The organism is Hydrogenophaga sp. T66, assembly GCF_057219855.1.
Genome location: NZ_JBXVVX010000001.1, coordinates 607,767 through 623,073, shown reverse-complemented (window position 1 = coordinate 623,073; position 15,307 = coordinate 607,767). Strand labels below are relative to the sequence as shown.

Sequence of the window (15,307 nt, the reverse complement as noted above, 5' to 3'; positions counted from 1 at the left end):
TCAGGGCACGTGCCGCGCCACCGACTCCGGCAGCAGCGGCCGCAGCTCGTGCAGCGTGGCGGTGAGCATCACGCCGCCGGTGGACTCTTGCCACCACGGCCGGGTGTGCCACTGCATCACACCGACCAGCAAGGCGCCGGCCAACAGCAGCACCAGGCCGCGCAACACTCCAAAGGCCCCGCCCAGCACCCGGTCCACCGGCCGCAGGCCGACGGAGGCCACCAATTTCTGCACCAGCCACGCCAGCAGCGCGCCGGCAAACACGACCGCCACAAACACCAGCGCCATGCCGGCAACCAGTCGCACGCCCGCGGCCCAACCCTCCAGCGGCAGCCACCCGCCGACGTCGGCGCCCCACACCTGGGCCGCCACAAACGCCGCCACCCAGCCCGCCACCGAAATCACCTCGTAGGTCAGGCCGCGCCAGACGCCAATCAGCGCCGACAGCAGCAGCACCGCGAGCAAGACCGCGTCGGTGGGTGTGATGGCCATGGCCCTCAGAGCGTGAGCACCGCCGCCGGCAGGCCGAGGCCCTTGACCTTGGCCGCGGCCTTGTCGGCCTCGGCGCGGGAGTCGAAGGGACCGACACGCACCCGGATGCGCTTGCCCTCGGGGGTTTGGGCTTCGTGGACGTAGGTTTTCAGGCCAGCGCGCTCCAGCTTCTGACGCGTTTCGCGGGCGCGGGTGGCGTCGGCGAAAGCACCCACCTGCACCACCAGACGCTGCTGCGCGGCGCCGGCGGGCGCAGCGGGCGCCGGGGTGGGCGCGGGCTTGCCGTTGAGCAGCGCTTCGGCGCGGGCGCCGTCGGTCGGAGGCTTGGGCGGGGACGCGGGTGACGGCGCGGGCGACGGCGCGGCGGCCGACGCGGGTGCTGGTGCTGGTGCTGGTGCTGGTGCTGGTGCTGGTGCNGCCGTTGAGCAGCGCTTCGGCGCGGGCGCCGTCGGTCGGAGGCTTGGGCGGGGACGCGGGTGACGGCGCGGGCGACGGCGCGGCGGCCGACGCGGGTGCTGGTGCTGGTGCTGGTGCTGGTGCTGGTGCTGGTGCTGGTGCGGGAGGCGGTGCCGGCGTCGGCGCCGGGGCGGGCGATGCCGACACCGGCGCGGCGGGCGCCGGGGCCGCGGGTTTGGGCGGCGGTTCGGTCTCGTCGATGACGGGCGGCTTGGGTGCGGCTGCCACCGGCGCCGGGGCGGGGGCCGCCTTGGCAGCGGGACCCGCGGCGCTGCCCGGCGCGGGCCGCGAGGGGATGTCGATGGGCACATCCACCGCGATCGGGCGCGGCTGGGTGTCAAACAGGAGGGGGAAGCCGACCACGCCCACGCCGACCAGCACGGTCGCGCCGATCAGGCGGTGGCGCGCCCGACGGCGCAGGGTCTCGATGCTGGGGGGCGGCGTCGACGCGGTGCCCTGGGAGCCGGAACGGGAACTGGACATGGGCGGTGGGAGGTCGGCGGGGGCCTCGACGGGTTCACGCGGCCAGGTGTTTGGCCGCGAGGCGCGGCACGCCGTGCTGCAGCACGCCGCCCACGGTGTAGAACGATCCGAAGACCACGATTCTATCAGCGGGGTCCGCGGCGGCGACCGCCGCGGCCAGGGCCTCGGCGGGGCTGGCGTGGCACCCCGACACCCGGGCCGCGCCGCCGTCGCGGGCGGTCAACAGCGCGCTCAGGGCCCGCGCGCTGCTGGCCCGTGGCAAAGGCAGGTCGGTGAGGTGCCAGTGATCGATCAGCGGCCAGACGCGGGCGAGCATGGCGTCCAGGTCCTTGTCCGCCATCGCCCCGAACACGGCGTGCGTGCGTGGGTAGTACCCCATGGCGTCCAGGTTGGCGGCCAATGCGGCCACCGAGTGCGGGTTGTGGGCGACGTCGAGCACCAGCGTCGGTGTCCCGGGCACGATCTGGAAACGCCCGGGCAGCTCGACCATCGCCAACCCGGTGCGCACGGCCTGCGCGGTCACCGGCAAGCGGGACCGCAGCGCCTCCACCGCGGCCAGCACGCCCGAGGCGTTGACCAGCTGATTCGCGCCACGCAGGGCCGGGTAAGCCAGGCCGCTATAGCGCCGGCCGCCGCGGTTGGGGTGCGTGGCCCAGCCCCACTGCTGCTTGTCGCCGCCGAAGTGGAAATCCAGCCCGGCGCGCCACAAATCCGCACCGAGCGCGCCAGCCTGATCCAGCACGCTCTGCGGCGGCGCCGGATCGCTCACCACGACCGGCCGGCCAGCGCGCATGACGCCGGCCTTCTCACGGCCGATGCTCTCGCGGTCGGGCCCGAGCAGCGCCATGTGGTCCAGATCGATGCTGGTGATCACGGCGCAGTCGGCGTCGACGATGTTGACCGCGTCCAGCCGCCCACCGAGGCCGATTTCCAGAATCGCCACATCGATGCCGGCCTGCGCCAGCGTGAGCAGGATGGCGAGCGTGGTGAACTCAAAATAGGTCAGCGACACGGCCTCGCCGGGGTGGCTGCCCAGCCGGGCGCGCTCGACCGCGGCCATGGCCGGCACCAGCGCCTCGGCGCTGACGGACTCCCCATGCACCCGGCAGCGCTCCTCAAAGTGGACCAGGTGCGGCGAGGTGTATACGCCGGTGCGGTAACCGGCCTGCAGGTACACGGCCTCCAGCATGGCGCAGGTGCTGCCCTTGCCGTTGGTGCCGGCCACGGTGATCACCGGGCAGGGCATCGTCAGCGCGAGTCGCTGCGCGACTGTGCGCACGCGGTCGAGGCCCATGTCGATGGTGTGGGGGTGCAGGCGTTCGGCGTGGGCCAGCCAGTCGGCCAGCGTGGTGGGCGTGGTGCCGTGGGGAGAAGCGGTCTCGGACATGCCGGAATTGTCCCACCGGGCCCGCATCCGCAGGAGCGTCGCGGACAATCCGGCCATGATCACTGTGCACGGCATCCCCAACTGCGACACCGTCAAAAAGGCGCGCGCCTGGCTGCAGGCCCAGGGCCTGGACCACCACTTCCACGATTTCCGGAAGCAGGGCGTGCCCGACGCGCTGGACCTGTGGCTGGCGGACATCGGCTGGGACGCGCTGCTCAACCGCAAGGGCACCACCTGGCGGGGTCTGGACGACGCCACCCGCGCCGGCGTGACCGATGAGGCCAGCGCCGCGGCCCTGATGCGCGCGCAGCCCAGCGTGATCAAGCGCCCGGTCGTGCGCTGGAGCGACGGCTCGGTGACCGTCGGTTTCTCCCCCGCCGACTGGGCAGGGCGCGGCTGACGGCGGTCGGCCCCGCCGAGGCCCCGGCGATCCCCCAGACGATACCCAGGCGACGGCCCCTGCCCCGCCTAAAATCGCGGTTTCGCCGATTGGCGCCGCCCCTTCCGTCCCACACTCTCCAGCCATGAGCACCACCCACATCAGCGGCGTGACCGTCGCCACCCAGGCCAATGTTTATTTCGAGGGCAAATGCGTCAGCCACAGCATCACGCTGGCCGACGGCACCAAGAAATCGGTGGGCGTGATCCTGCCCGCCACCCTCACCTTCAACACCGGCGCACCGGAGATCATGGAATGCGTGGCCGGGGGCTGCGAGTACCTGCTGGCCGGTGCCAGCGAGTGGGTCAAGAGCGGCCCGGGCGACCGGTTCAGCGTGCCCGGCCACAGCAGCTTCCAGATCCGCGTGAGCGAGGCCTACCACTACATCTGCCACTTCGGCTGAGCCGAAAGCCCAGGACCCCTGACATGGCCACCATCCTGCAACACCTCCCCACGCAACAAAAGGTCGGCATCGCCTTCTCCGGCGGCCTGGACACCAGCGCTGCCCTGCTGTGGATGAAGAAAAAGGGCGCTGTGCCCTACGCCTACACCGCCAACCTCGGCCAGCCCGACGAGAGCGACTACGACGCGATCCCGCGCAAGGCCATGGCCTACGGCGCGGAGAAGGCCCGCCTGATCGACTGCCGCACCCAGCTGGCCCACGAAGGCATTGCCGCCCTGCAGTGCGGTGCCTTTCACATCAGCACCGCCGGCATCACCTACTTCAACACCACGCCGCTGGGCCGCGCGGTGACCGGCACCATGCTGGTGGCCGCCATGAAGGAGGACGACGTCCACATCTGGGGCGACGGCTCTACCTTCAAGGGCAACGACATCGAGCGCTTCTACCGCTACGGCCTGCTGACCAACCCGAGCCTGAAGATCTACAAGCCCTGGCTGGACCAGACCTTCATCGACGAACTCGGCGGCCGCACCGAGATGAGCGAGTTCCTCATCGCCAACGGATTCGACTACAAGATGTCGGTCGAAAAGGCCTACAGCACCGACAGCAACATGCTCGGTGCCACCCACGAGGCCAAAGACCTGGAACACCTCAACAGCGGCATCCGCATCGTCAACCCCATCATGGGTGTGCCTTTCTGGCGCGAGGACTGCGTGGTGAAGGCTGAAGAAGTCACCGTGCGCTTCGAGGAGGGCCAACCGGTCGCTCTCAACGGCCAGACCTTCGCCAGCCCGGTGGACCTCATCATGAAGGCCAACGAGATCGGCGGTCGCCACGGCCTGGGCATGAGCGACCAGATCGAGAACCGCATCATCGAAGCCAAGAGCCGCGGCATCTACGAAGCCCCCGGCCTGGCGCTGCTGTTCATCGCCTACGAGCGCCTGGTCACGGGCATCCACAACGAAGACACCATCGAGCAATACCGCATCAACGGCCTGAAGCTCGGCCGCCTGCTGTACCAGGGCCGCTGGTTCGACCCGCAGGCCATCATGCTGCGCGAGTCGGCCCAGCGCTGGGTGGCGCGCGCCGTGACGGGTGAGGTGACAATCGAACTGCGCCGCGGCAACGACTACTCGATCCTCAACACCGAGAGCCCCAACCTGACCTACGCGCCCGAGCGCCTGAGCATGGAAAAGGTTGAGGACGCGCCGTTCACACCGCTGGACCGCATCGGCCAGCTCACCATGCGCAACCTCGACATCACCGACACCCGCGGCAAGCTCGGCATCTACGCCAAGACCGGTCTCGTGTCGCTCGGCGACGGCGCCGACATGCTCAAGCTCGAAGGCGGGAAGTAAGCCCTCCAAACCGCGCGGATCCCGGCAGGGCACCCACGGATCCGGTTCCGCCGGTCCGCCGGCCCGTCGGGTGCGTCCCCCTCAGGGAGAAGCCGCGCAGCGGCGCAGGGGGTTCAAATGACCACCGGCTCCGGCTCCAGCCGGATGCCGAAACGCTCGTACACGCTGGTCTGGATCGCCCGGGCCAGCGTGACCACCTCGCCGCCGGTGGCGCCGCCGCGGTTCACCAGCACCAGGGCCTGCTTTTCATACACACCGGCGTTGCCCACGCCGCGCCCCTTCCAACCACAGGCGTCGATCAGCCAACCCGCCGCCAGCTTGATCGTGCCGTCGGGCATGGGGTAGTGCACCACGCGCGGCTCGCGGGCAATGATGTCGGCACACTGGTCGGCGGTGACCGTGGGGTTCTTGAAAAAACTGCCCGCGTTCCCGATCACCGCGGGGTCGGGCAGCTTGGCGCGGCGGATGGCGCAGACCCAGTCGAAGATCGTGCGCGCGTCCGGCGCCACGATGCCGGTGTCGGCCATCTTGCGTTCCAGATCGGCGTAGCCCAGCACCGGCTTCCAGGGAGACGGCAGCCACAGGCGGACACGGGTGATGAGTGCGCGGCCGGCCAGGCCAAGGCCGCGCGCGTCGCCCGGCGCGTGCTTGAACACCGAATCGCGGTAGCCGAAGCCGCACTGCGCCGCGTTGAGCGTGAAGGACTCGCCCGTGCGCAGGTCGATGGCATCCAGCGAGTGAAACCGGTCCTGCAGCTCCACGCCGTAAGCACCGATGTTCTGCACCGGGGAGGCGCCGACCGTGCCCGGGATGAGCGCCATGTTCTCCAGCCCCGGCCAGCCCTGGTCCAGGGTCCAGCGCACGGCGTCGTGCCAGTTCTCGCCCGCGCCCAGCTCGACGACCCGGCCCCGGGGCGTCTCCTCCACCAGCCGCCGGCCGGCGATCTCGACCTTGATCACCAGCGGCTTCACATCGCCGGTGATGACGATGTTGCTGCCGCCACCCAGCACAAAAGGCGCCTGCTCTCGGGTGAGCTCGTCCCACGCCGGCAGCGCGCGCAGCGCGGCCACGTCGGCCTCGCTGCGCACGCGCGCCAGGTGGTGGGCGCGGGCCACGATGCCGAAGGTGTTGTGGGGCAGCAAGGCCACCTGCTTCTCGACTATCATCCGCCGATTTTCGCACCCACCCGACACCGCCATGCCTTCGTTTGACACCGTCCTGGAAGCCGACTTCGTGGAAGTCAAGAATGCCGTCGATCAGGTGGCTCGCGAGATCGGCACGCGCTTCGACTTCAAGGGCACGAGCGCCGCCATCGAGCTCAAGGACAAGGAGATCACCCTCTTGGGCGACGCCGAGTTCCAGCTGCAGCAGATCGAGGACGTGCTGCGCAACAAGCTGACCAAGCGCAACGTCGATGTGCGGTTCCTTGATGTCGGCAAGGTCGAGAAGATGGGCGGCGACAAGGTCAAGCAGGTGGTCAAGGTGCGCAACGGCATCGCCACCGAAGACGGCAAAAAGATCCAACAGGCGATCAAGGCCAGCAAGCTGAAGGTGCAGGCGGCGATCCAGGGCGACGCCGTGCGCGTGACCGGCGCCAAGCGCGATGACCTGCAGGCCACCATGGCCCTGATCCGCAGCGAGCTGAAAGACCTGCCGCTGTCCTTCAACAATTTCCGCGACTGACGTCCGCCATGCGCCGCCCTGCCGTCGCGCTCGCGCTTGTGATGTTGGCGGCGCCGGTGTGGAGCCAGCAGGTGGCGCTCGGCGGCCTGTCGGGCAACAAGGCCCTGCTCATCATCGACGGCGCGCCGCCGCGCTTCGTCGCGCCCGGGCAGAGCGTGCAGGGGGTGAAGCTGCTCAGCGCGTCGGCCGATGAAGCGGTGGTGGAGGTCGATGGCCGACGCCAGGTGCTGCGTCTGGGCGCGGCGCCAGCAGCCGGCGCTGCGCCGGCCGGCCCGGCCGAAGGCGGGCGCCGGCTGGTGCTCACCGCCGACAGCCGGGGCCACTTCATGCCGGCCGGCCAGATCAACGGACGCGCGGTGCAGTTCATCGTCGACACCGGCGCCACGCAGGTGTCGTTGGGCGAAAGCGAGGCGCAGCGCCTGGGCATCAGCACCCAGGGGGCGCCCCGGGTCAACCTCGGCACGGCCAACGGTGTCGTGGTCGGGCACCGGGTGAAGCTGGACTCGGTGCGCGTGGGCGAGTTGCTGGTGTACGGGGTGGACGCGGTGGTGCTGCCCCAGCCGCTGCCCTATGTGCTGCTGGGCAACAGTTTCCTCAACCGTTTCCAGATGCAGCGCACCAACGACCAGCTGGTGCTGGAGCGGCGCTTCTGACGGAGCCGCCGCGCGCGGCGGGGAAGGCTCAGGCCGACGGCGCGACGGCCGCGGTGGCCACCACCTCGATGCGCCATTCCGGACGGGCCAGCGCGGCCTGCACCGTGGCGCGGGGAGGCGCCGTGCCGGGCACGACCCACGCATCCCAGACCGCGTTCATGGCGTCGATCTCGCGGATGTCGGTGAGGTAGATCTGCACGCGCAACAGGCGCGATTTGTCCGAGCCGCATTCGGCCAGGCGGTCTTCGATCTGCTGCAGCACGTCGCGCGTCTGGCCGGCGATGTCGGTATCTCCCCGCTCGGGCACCATGCCGGCCAGGTAGACCACGCCCTGGAAGACCGCGGCTTCGCTGTAGCGCGCGGCCACGCCCACGCGGGTGATGTCGGTTTTCATGGCTTCTTGGCTCCGAGCTTGCTTTCGGTGCCCGCGAGCAGGCGATTGATGTTCTCGGCGTGGCGCCACACCAGCAGCACCGCCATCACCCCCAGCGACAACACCACCACGCCCGGCGCCTCCCAGGCAATGCCGCCACCGAACAGGAAATACGCCGGCGCAAACACCGCGGTGACGATGGCCGCGAGCGACGAGTACCGGAAGAAGAACGCGATGATGAGCCAGGTGGCCAGCGAGGCCAGGCCCAACCAGGGGTTGAACGCCAGGATCACGCCAGCGGCGGTGGCCACGCCTTTGCCGCCCTGAAACCGGAAAAACACCGGGTACAGATGGCCGAGAAACGCGGCCAGACCGACCAGCGCCACGCTGCCGTCGCCCAAACCATACGGCGCTCCGTACGCCTTCACCAGCACCACCGGCAGCCAGCCCTTCACCGCATCCAGGAGCAGCGTGAGCACGGCCGCGGCCTTGTTGCCCGAGCGCAGTACGTTGGTCGCTCCGGGGTTTTTGCTGCCGTAGGTGCGGGGGTCGTTCAGGCCCATCACACGGCTCACCAGCACGGCAAACGACAACGAGCCGATGAGGTAGGCGGCCAGCGTGGCCAGGGCGGGGTTCAGCAGGTCTTGCACACCGTCTCCGGGGGGTGTTGGGCGAGGGCGCCTATTCTGCCAGCGCGCATTGCACGGGCCGGGCGCCCAACGGCCCGGTGAGGACGGCCGGCTCGATGCCCACCAGAAAGCCCCGCCGCCCGCCGTTGATCCACAGGCGCGGCAGCGCCAGCACCGTCGATTCCACGTACACCGGCATGGCCCGCTTCAGCCCGAACGGCGACGTGCCGCCGACGAGATAGCCACTGTGGCGGTTGGCCACCTCGGGCTTGCAGGGTTCCACCGATTTGGCGCCGATCTGGCGGGCGAGGTTCTTGGTCGACACGGTGCGGTTGCCGTGCATGAGCACCGCCAGCGGCCGGGCAGCCTCGTCCTGCATGATCAGCGTCTTGACCACCGCGAACGGATCGAGACCGAGCACCTGCGCGCTGTGTTGCGCGCCGCCGTGCTCGAGGTACTCATAGGGATGCTCGGTGAACACCACGCCATGCGCCTTGAGCCAGGCCGTGGCGGGCGTCTCGGAAACATGTCGAGGTTTGGGCATAGCAAAACCTTGTCCAGAGATGCCGCGGAAACGGCTCTGCCGGGCCGCTGGAATCGCCCCCTGGAGGGGGTCGCGCGCTGCGCGGCGGGGGTGACCTCCATCACTGCGCCGGGTCGCGGTTCTCCCAGCGGATCTTGTCCACCTCGGCGAGCAGCTCCGGCGACAGCGTCACGCCCCACGCGTCCAGACACTCATCGAGCTGCGCCAGGCTGGTCACCCCGATGATCGTGCTGGCCACGCGCCAGCTGCGGTAGCAGAAGGCCAGGGCCAGCTGGCTGGGCGTGAGACCGTGGTCGCGGGCCAGGGCGTTGTAGCGCCGGGCGGCGGCCAGCGCCTCGGGCCGCGCCCAGCGCTGCTTGCGCATGCTCTCAAACAGCGCGATGCGGCCATGGTCGCCGACGAAACCAGTCTCGTCGTACTTGCCGGTCAGCAGGCCAAAGGCCAGCGGCGAATAGGCCAGCAGACCCACGCCCAGCCGGTGGCAGGTCTCATCCAGGCCGTTTTCCCAGGACCGGTTCACCAGGCAATAGGGGTTCTGCACCGACACCACCCGCGGCAGACCATGCTGCTCGGCCAGGCGCACGAACTCGTGCACGCCATAGGGGGACTCGTTGCTCAGCCCGATGGCCCGCACCTTGCCGGCGCGCACCAGTTCGCCGAGCGCGTCCAGCTGCTCGTGGATGGACGCGCAGGGCCGGTCCTTGGAGGGGTCGAAGGCCAGTGCGCCGAAAGCGGGCACGTTGCGCGCCGGCCAGTGGATCTGATACAGGTCGATCACGTCGGTCTGCAGGCGGCGCAGGCTGCCGTCGCAGGCCTGCAGGATCTCGGCCCGGGTCAGGCCGGAGACTTCGCCGCGGATCCACGGCATGCCGCGCGACGGGCCGGCGACCTTGGTGGCCAGCACCACCCGCTCGCGCAGGCCGGGGGTCCGGGCGAACCACTGGCCGATGATGGTTTCGGTGGCGCCGCAGGTCTCGGCGCGCGCCGGCACGGCGTACATCTCGGCCGTGTCGAGGAAGTTCACGCCGCGCTCGAGCGCGCGGTCCAGGATGCGGTGGGCGGTGGCGGTGTCGACCTGCTCGCCGAAGGTCATGGTGCCGAGGCAGATGGGCGTGACCGCGGGGCCTGCGGTGCCGAGGGGGTGTGTCTGCATGAAAGCGGTTGTAAAGTGTTTGATGGCCTGTCAGCCCGCGGCTGGCGGGGCCTTATAAGTGTAGGGAAGGCCGGCCCGGGCCCGCGTCGCCCAGGCTACGTCAGTCACCCCTCTGTCACCCCATCAGGAGTCCACCATGAACGCTTCCATCCCCCGTTCCGCCCTGCCCCGCCGCGCCACGCTGTGTGCCGTGGCGCTGGCGTTTGCCGTCACCGGCTGCGCCAACATGTCCGAAACCCAGCAGGACACCGCCAAGGGGGCGGGCATCGGCGCTGCCGCCGGGGCGGTGCTCGGCGCCCTGACCGGCGGCTCCAAAGGCGCGGCCCGCGGTGCCGTCATCGGCGCGGGCGCCGGCGCGCTGGGGGGCTACGTGTGGTCCACCCGCATGCAGGAGCAGAAGAAGGCCATGGAGCAGGCCACGCAGGGCACCGGCATCGGCGTGAGCCAGACCGCCGACAACCGCCTGAAGCTCGATGTGCCGGCCGACGCCGGCTTCGCCGTGGGGCGCTCGGCGGTGAGCCCGCAGCTCGCCGGCGTGCTCAACCAGTTTGCCACCACGCTGCAGCAGAACACGGTGACGCAGGTGACCATCGTCGGCCACACCGACAACACCGGCAGCGACGCGATCAACAACCCGCTGTCGGTGGACCGCGCCAACGCCACCCGCGACTACCTCGTGGGCCGCGGCGTGTCGGCCGCCCGCTTCACGACCGACGGCCGCGGCTCGCGCGAACCGGTGGCCGACAACGCCACGCCGGCCGGCCGCGCCGCCAACCGCCGCGTGGAAATCTACGTGGCCGAACCGGCCCGGGCCAGCTGACGCCCCTCGCGCGCCTCACCAGCCCGCCTCACCCGCCCGGCCGCCGCCGGGCTTTTTTTCGCCCGGGCGCCGGCATCAGCGCGTTCCGTGGAAGCGGTCCGCGCGCCGCGCGGCGGGGGCGGCCCGGCGTCTGGCTCAGAGCTTGGCCATCACGTGGCGGGCGACGGTGTAGTCCTCCAGCGAGTACATCGACATGTCCTTGCCGTAGCCGCTGGACTTCAGGCCGCCGTGCGGCATTTCGTTGACGAGCATGAAGTGGGTGTTGATCCAGGTGCAGCCGTACTGGAGCTTGCGCGAGACCTTCAGGGCCCGGCCGATGTCCTGCGTCCAGACGGAGGACGCGAGGCCGTAGTCGGAGTCGTTGGCCCAGGTGATGGCCTCGTCGGGGTCGGTGAAGCGGGTGACGGAGACGACCGGACCAAACACCTCGCGGCGCACGATCTCGTCGTCCTGCCGCGCGCCGGCGATCACGGTGGGTTCGTAGAAGAAGCCGCTGCCCGCGCGCATCTTGCCGCCGGCGGTGACCTCCATGTGGCCGAGCATTTGCGCCCGCTCGACGAAGCTGGCCACGCGATCGCGCTGGCGGTCGCTGATCAGCGGTCCGAGCTCCACGCCGGCTTCGTCCTGCGTGCCCATCTTGATGGTCTTGACGGCGCTGCTCAGGTCGGCGACCAGCCGGTCGTACACCTTGGCGCCGGCGTACAGGCGGCAGGCGGCGGTGCAGTCCTGGCCGGCGTTGTAGTAGCCGAAGGTGCGGATGCCTTCGACCACCGCGTCGATGTCGGCGTCGTCGAACACGATCACCGGCGCCTTGCCACCGAGTTCCAGGTGGGTGCGCTTGAGCGTGCCCGTGGCGGCCTGCAGGATCTTGCGGCCGGTGGACACGTCGCCGGTGAGCGAGACCATGCGCACCAGCGGATGCTCGACCAACGGCTGCCCGACGCTGCCGCCGCGCCCGCAGACCACGTTGAACACGCCCTTGGGCAGGATGTCGGCCACCACGCGGGCGAACAGCAGCGTGGTCAGCGGCGTCTGCTCGCTGGGCTTGAGCACCACCGTGTTGCCGGCGGCCAGCGCCGGCGCGGCCTTCCAGGCGGCCATCATGAGCGGGTAATTCCATGGCGCGATGGAGCCGACCACGCCGATCGGGTCGCGGCGGATGAGGCTGGTGTGGCCGGCCAGGTACTCGCCGGCCACCGGGCCGTGCATGTTGCGCGCCGCGCCGGCGAAGAAGCGGAAGCAGTCGGCGATGGCGGGAATTTCGTCCTCCAGCGCGCGGGCGAAGGGCTTGCCGCAGTTGAGCGACTCCAGGCGGGCGAAGGCCTCGGCGTTGGCTTCAATCGCGTCGGCGATGCGCAGCAGCAGGCGGGAGCGCTCCTGCGGCGTCGTGTCGCTCCAGGTGTCGAAGGCGCGGTTGGCGCCGAGCACGGCGCGGTGGATCTGCTCGAACGAGGCCTCGCGCACCTCGGCGATCACACCGCCGGTGGCCGGGTTGAGCACCTTCTCGGCCTCGCCCTCGCCGGCGACGAACTGCCCGTCGATGAACAGGTCGGTGAAGATGGTCTGCGGAAGGTCGGGGGTCTTGCCCATGGTGGTCTCCGGTGAGGGGTGAGGGGGCGTCAGCGGCCGGCGGGGGTTTCGTCGGCGCGGGTCAGGTAATAGGCCGCGAGGATGGGCAGGAAGGTCAGCGCGATGATGACCACGGCCACCACGTTGGTCACCGGCCGCTGCCGCGGGCGGATGAGCTCCTGCAGCATCCAGATCGGCAGCGTGGTCTGCTGGCCGGCGGTGAAGGTGGTGACGATCACCTCGTCGAAACTCAGCGCGAAGGCCAGCAGCCCACCGGCGAGCAGGGCCGAGCCGAGCTGGGGCAGGATCACGTAACGGATCGTCTGGAAGGTGTCGGCGCCGAGGTCCATCGACGCCTCGATCAGCGACGGGCTGGTGCGGCGCAGCCGGGCCACCGCGTTGTTGTAGACCACCACCACGCAGAACGTGGCGTGGCCGATGACGATGGTCCAGTAGCTGAAAGGGATCTCCAGCGCGCCGTAGGCGCTGCGCAGCGCGATGCCGGTGATGACGCCGGGCAGCGCGATCGGCAGGATCAGCAAGAGCGAGATTGCGTCGCGCCCGAAAAAGCGCGTGCGGGCCAGACCGGCGGCCGCCAGCGTGCCCAGCACCATGGCCACGGCCGTGGCCACCAGTGCCACGCGGAAGGACAGACCGATGGCGGCCCACACGTCCTCGCGCTCCCAGGCGGCGGCAAACCATTGCGTGGTCAGCGCCGGGGGCGGGAAGACGTAGCTCTTGTCTTCGGCGCTGAAGGCGTAGAGGATGATCAGCGCCAGCGGGATGTGCAGGAACAGCACGGCGCCCCAGGTCGCGGCCTTGAGGCCCCAGCCGGCTTTGGACGGGTCAGAGCGCATCGAAGGCTCCCAGTCGTTTGGCGAACCACAGATACACGCCGATCACCACGATGGGCACCAGCGAAAACGCCGCGGCGAACGGGATGTTGCCGGCCACGCCCTGCTGCCGGTACACGACCTGCCCGATGAACAGCGTGGAGTCGCCGATCACCTGCGGAATGATGTAGTCGCCCAGCGTGAGCGAGAAGGTGAAGATGGAACCGGCGGCGATCCCCGGCATGGCCAGCGGGAAGATGACTTTCCAGAAGGTGGTGCGGCCGCTGGCGCCGAGGTCGCTCGAGGCTTCCAGCAGCGAGCCGGGGATGCGCTCGATGGCCGCCTGGATCGGCAGGATCATGAACGGCAGCCACATGTAGACGAACACGAGGAAGGTGCCCAGGCGCGAGAAGGACAGCGAGTTGCCGCCGATCACCGGCGTGGCCAGCAGCGCGTCCAGCAGCCAAGTCAGGTGCATTTCGGCGAACACCCAGCTGATGGCGCCCTCCTTGGCCAGCAGCAGCTTCCACGCGTACAGCCGCACGAGGTAGCTCGACCACAGCGGCAGCATCACCGCGATGTAGAGCAGGGCCTTTTGCGACCCGCGGGCGTGGCGCGCCATGTAGTAGGCGATCGGGAAGCCGATGGCGGTGCAGGCGACCGTGACGGCCACCGCCATCAGCACGGTGCGCAGCATCACGTCCAGGTTGGCCGGCTGCAGCAGGTCGCGGAAGTTCTGCAGCGTGAAGGTGGAGCGGTCGACCAGGCCGGAGAACTCGTCGAGCGCGAAGAAGCTGTGGGCCAGCAGCGTGAACAGCGAGCCGAGGTAGATCACGCCGAACCACAGCAGCGGCGGAACCAGCAGCGCCGCCAGCGCCAGACCGCGGTGGCGGTACAGCAGGTCGGACAGCGCCCGCAAGGGACCGCCCGGAGCGGGTCGGGCCGCGGACACCGGCAGGCTCGCGCTCACGCCGCGTCCTCCGCGGCCAGCGGGTGGATCGCGTCGGCCGCCCAGCGCAGGCCCACACGCGCGCCGGGTTCGGGCAGGCTGGGGTGCTGCTGCGGGTTGAGGTCCACGGCGAGCGCGGTGCCGGCGAGGTCCACCCGCAGGCGGTGGAACGCGCCGAAATACTGGCTGTCGATGACGGTGGCGCTGACGTGGCCGGCACCATCGCCGACGAGTTCGATCCGCTCGGGGCGCAGCATCACGCTGGCCAACCCGCTGAGTTGCCGCGCGAGTTCGCCGTCGAGCACGTTGGCCGCGCCCACAAACTCCGCCACGAAGCGGGTGGCCGGGCGGTTGTACAGCGCCGCGGGTGTCGCGACCTGCTCCAGCCGACCCTGGTTGAACACGCCGATGCGGTCGCTCATGGAGAGCGCCTCGTGCTGGTCGTGGGTGATGAAGAGGAAGGTGATGCCGAGCTGGCGCTGCAAGGCCTTGAGTTCGGTCTGCATCTGCTCGCGCAGCTTGAGATCCAGGGCGCCCAGCGGTTCGTCGAGCAGCAGCACCTGCGGCCGGTTGATCAGGGCGCGCGCCAGCGCCACGCGCTGGCGCTGGCCGCCGGAGAGCTGCATCGGCCGGCGGTCGCCGACACCGGGCAGCCGCACCAGCGCCAGCATCTCGTCGGCCCGGCGGTGGCGCTCGGCCTTGGGCACCTTCTGCACCATCAGGCCGTAGGCGACGTTGTCGCGGATGCTCATGTGCGGGAACAGCGCGTAGTCCTGGAACACGGTGTTCACCGGGCGGGCGTAGGGCGGGCGGTGCGTCACGTCCTCGCCGCCGATGCGGATGCTGCCGCTGGTGGGCAGCGTGAAGCCGCCGATCATGCGCAGGCAGGTCGTCTTGCCCGAGCCCGACGGGCCGAGCAGTGTGAAGAACTCCCCGCCTTCGATCGTGAGGTCCACGCGATCGACCGCGCGCACGGTCTGTGCGCCCGAGCCAAACACGCAAGACACCCCATCAAGAACAACGGCAACGGTCATGAGACAACACAACGAGTGAAGAGGTACTGAATCCAGAGTTGCCGCGGGT

General features: G+C 70.0%; 18 protein-coding genes. 6 read left to right on the top strand and 12 right to left on the bottom strand.

Annotation, left to right across the window (positions count from 1 at the left end):
- The 3 genes from AC2D80_RS02950 to folC form a co-directional block, all read right to left on the bottom strand.
- Complete coding sequence (locus AC2D80_RS02950; protein WP_484632634.1) at window positions 1-486, bottom strand: CvpA family protein; 486 nt, start codon at window positions 484-486, stop codon at window positions 1-3.
- Between the two features lie 11 nt (window positions 487-497).
- Complete coding sequence (locus AC2D80_RS02945) at window positions 498-707, bottom strand: SPOR domain-containing protein (protein ID WP_484631484.1); 210 nt, start codon at window positions 705-707, stop codon at window positions 498-500.
- Between the two features lie 758 nt (window positions 708-1,465).
- Entirely contained in the window at window positions 1,466-2,818 is a 1,353-nt protein-coding gene (gene folC / locus AC2D80_RS02940) for a bifunctional tetrahydrofolate synthase/dihydrofolate synthase (protein WP_484631483.1), read from the bottom strand.
- Between the two features lie 55 nt (window positions 2,819-2,873).
- On the opposite strand from folC, the gene AC2D80_RS02935 reads away from it, so the two are divergent.
- The 3 genes from AC2D80_RS02935 (at window position 2,874) to argG (ending at window position 5,018) form a co-directional block, all read left to right on the top strand.
- The gene (locus tag AC2D80_RS02935) at window positions 2,874-3,218 is read left to right on the top strand and encodes an ArsC family reductase (protein ID WP_484631482.1); all 345 of its coding nucleotides are present in this window, start codon (window positions 2,874-2,876) and stop codon (window positions 3,216-3,218) included.
- A 124-nt stretch (window positions 3,219-3,342) separates the two neighbouring features.
- Entirely contained in the window at window positions 3,343-3,660 is a 318-nt protein-coding gene (gene ppnP, locus AC2D80_RS02930) for a pyrimidine/purine nucleoside phosphorylase (protein ID WP_484631481.1), read from the top strand.
- A 23-nt stretch (window positions 3,661-3,683) separates the two neighbouring features.
- Window positions 3,684-5,018 carry an argininosuccinate synthase gene (gene argG, locus AC2D80_RS02925; RefSeq protein ID WP_484631480.1) on the top strand — a complete coding sequence of 445 codons (1,335 nt, stop codon included), beginning with the start codon at window positions 3,684-3,686 and terminating at the stop codon, window positions 5,016-5,018.
- Between the two features lie 113 nt (window positions 5,019-5,131).
- On the opposite strand, the gene murB is transcribed toward argG, so the two are convergent.
- On the bottom strand, window positions 5,132-6,184 hold the full coding sequence (gene murB / locus AC2D80_RS02920; RefSeq protein ID WP_484631479.1) for a UDP-N-acetylmuramate dehydrogenase: 1,053 nt from the start codon (window positions 6,182-6,184) through the stop codon (window positions 5,132-5,134).
- Between the two features lie 31 nt (window positions 6,185-6,215).
- Between murB and AC2D80_RS02915 the strand changes: the two genes are divergently transcribed.
- Window positions 6,216-6,701: a YajQ family cyclic di-GMP-binding protein gene (locus AC2D80_RS02915; protein ID WP_484631478.1), complete on the top strand. Its 486-nt coding sequence runs from the start codon at window positions 6,216-6,218 to the stop codon at window positions 6,699-6,701.
- Between the two features lie 8 nt (window positions 6,702-6,709).
- Window positions 6,710-7,354, top strand: coding sequence for a retropepsin-like aspartic protease family protein (locus AC2D80_RS02910; RefSeq protein ID WP_484631477.1), 645 nt, complete (start codon window positions 6,710-6,712; stop codon window positions 7,352-7,354).
- A gap of 28 nt (window positions 7,355-7,382) precedes the next feature.
- Here the strand turns inward: AC2D80_RS02910 and AC2D80_RS02905 are convergent, their stop codons facing one another.
- The 4 genes from AC2D80_RS02905 to AC2D80_RS02890 form a co-directional block, all read right to left on the bottom strand.
- Complete coding sequence (locus tag AC2D80_RS02905) at window positions 7,383-7,748, bottom strand: RidA family protein (RefSeq protein WP_484631476.1); 366 nt, start codon at window positions 7,746-7,748, stop codon at window positions 7,383-7,385.
- The gene (plsY, locus tag AC2D80_RS02900) at window positions 7,745-8,377 is read right to left on the bottom strand and encodes a glycerol-3-phosphate 1-O-acyltransferase PlsY (protein WP_484631475.1); all 633 of its coding nucleotides are present in this window, start codon (window positions 8,375-8,377) and stop codon (window positions 7,745-7,747) included. Before plsY ends, AC2D80_RS02905 begins: the two co-directional genes overlap by 4 nt.
- Before the next feature lie 31 nt (window positions 8,378-8,408).
- Window positions 8,409-8,900, bottom strand: coding sequence for an aminoacyl-tRNA deacylase (locus tag AC2D80_RS02895; protein ID WP_484631474.1), 492 nt, complete (start codon window positions 8,898-8,900; stop codon window positions 8,409-8,411).
- A 100-nt stretch (window positions 8,901-9,000) separates the two neighbouring features.
- Window positions 9,001-10,053: an aldo/keto reductase gene (locus AC2D80_RS02890; RefSeq protein ID WP_484631473.1), complete on the bottom strand. Its 1,053-nt coding sequence runs from the start codon at window positions 10,051-10,053 to the stop codon at window positions 9,001-9,003.
- Window positions 10,054-10,189: 136 nt separating this feature from the next.
- Here AC2D80_RS02890 and AC2D80_RS02885 point away from each other — a divergent pair, with 136 nt between their 5' ends.
- Window positions 10,190-10,873, top strand: a complete 684-nt coding sequence (locus AC2D80_RS02885; RefSeq protein WP_484631472.1) for a YiaD family glycine zipper/OmpA-like lipoprotein — start codon at window positions 10,190-10,192, stop codon at window positions 10,871-10,873.
- A gap of 135 nt (window positions 10,874-11,008) precedes the next feature.
- Here AC2D80_RS02885 and AC2D80_RS02880 read toward each other — a convergent pair whose 3' ends face one another.
- The 4 genes from AC2D80_RS02880 to AC2D80_RS02865 are packed head-to-tail and all read right to left on the bottom strand — an operon-like array spanning window position 11,009 to window position 15,258.
- Window positions 11,009-12,463, bottom strand: coding sequence for a gamma-aminobutyraldehyde dehydrogenase (locus AC2D80_RS02880; RefSeq protein ID WP_484631471.1), 1,455 nt, complete (start codon window positions 12,461-12,463; stop codon window positions 11,009-11,011).
- Window positions 12,464-12,492: 29 nt separating this feature from the next.
- Window positions 12,493-13,299 (bottom strand): ABC transporter permease, encoded by an 807-nt coding sequence (locus AC2D80_RS02875; protein WP_484631470.1) that lies wholly within the window; start codon window positions 13,297-13,299, stop codon window positions 12,493-12,495.
- Window positions 13,289-14,245, bottom strand: a complete 957-nt coding sequence (locus AC2D80_RS02870; protein WP_484631469.1) for an ABC transporter permease — start codon at window positions 14,243-14,245, stop codon at window positions 13,289-13,291. The genes AC2D80_RS02875 and AC2D80_RS02870 overlap by 11 nt, the downstream gene beginning before the upstream one ends.
- The gene (locus AC2D80_RS02865) at window positions 14,242-15,258 is read right to left on the bottom strand and encodes an ABC transporter ATP-binding protein (RefSeq protein ID WP_484631468.1); all 1,017 of its coding nucleotides are present in this window, start codon (window positions 15,256-15,258) and stop codon (window positions 14,242-14,244) included. The genes AC2D80_RS02870 and AC2D80_RS02865 overlap by 4 nt, the downstream gene beginning before the upstream one ends.
- Between the last annotated feature and the right edge of the window lie 49 nt (window positions 15,259-15,307).

What these genes read in the sequence shown, in the direction of transcription:
- folC (WP_484631483.1), bottom strand. Translation starts at nt 2,818, where the DNA reads ATGTCCGAGACCGCTTCTCCCCACGGCACCACGCCCACCACGCTGGCC.
- AC2D80_RS02935 (WP_484631482.1), top strand. Translation starts at nt 2,874, where the DNA reads ATGATCACTGTGCACGGCATCCCCAACTGCGACACCGTCAAAAAGGCG.
- ppnP (WP_484631481.1), top strand. Translation starts at nt 3,343, where the DNA reads ATGAGCACCACCCACATCAGCGGCGTGACCGTCGCCACCCAGGCCAAT.
- argG (WP_484631480.1), top strand. Translation starts at nt 3,684, where the DNA reads ATGGCCACCATCCTGCAACACCTCCCCACGCAACAAAAGGTCGGCATC.
- murB (WP_484631479.1), bottom strand. Translation starts at nt 6,184, where the DNA reads ATGATAGTCGAGAAGCAGGTGGCCTTGCTGCCCCACAACACCTTCGGC.
- AC2D80_RS02915 (WP_484631478.1), top strand. Translation starts at nt 6,216, where the DNA reads ATGCCTTCGTTTGACACCGTCCTGGAAGCCGACTTCGTGGAAGTCAAG.
- AC2D80_RS02910 (WP_484631477.1), top strand. Translation starts at nt 6,710, where the DNA reads ATGCGCCGCCCTGCCGTCGCGCTCGCGCTTGTGATGTTGGCGGCGCCG.
- AC2D80_RS02905 (WP_484631476.1), bottom strand. Translation starts at nt 7,748, where the DNA reads ATGAAAACCGACATCACCCGCGTGGGCGTGGCCGCGCGCTACAGCGAA.
- AC2D80_RS02895 (WP_484631474.1), bottom strand. Translation starts at nt 8,900, where the DNA reads ATGCCCAAACCTCGACATGTTTCCGAGACGCCCGCCACGGCCTGGCTC.
- AC2D80_RS02890 (WP_484631473.1), bottom strand. Translation starts at nt 10,053, where the DNA reads ATGCAGACACACCCCCTCGGCACCGCAGGCCCCGCGGTCACGCCCATC.
- AC2D80_RS02885 (WP_484631472.1), top strand. Translation starts at nt 10,190, where the DNA reads ATGAACGCTTCCATCCCCCGTTCCGCCCTGCCCCGCCGCGCCACGCTG.
- AC2D80_RS02880 (WP_484631471.1), bottom strand. Translation starts at nt 12,463, where the DNA reads ATGGGCAAGACCCCCGACCTTCCGCAGACCATCTTCACCGACCTGTTC.
- AC2D80_RS02875 (WP_484631470.1), bottom strand. Translation starts at nt 13,299, where the DNA reads ATGCGCTCTGACCCGTCCAAAGCCGGCTGGGGCCTCAAGGCCGCGACC.
- AC2D80_RS02865 (WP_484631468.1), bottom strand. Translation starts at nt 15,258, where the DNA reads ATGACCGTTGCCGTTGTTCTTGATGGGGTGTCTTGCGTGTTTGGCTCG.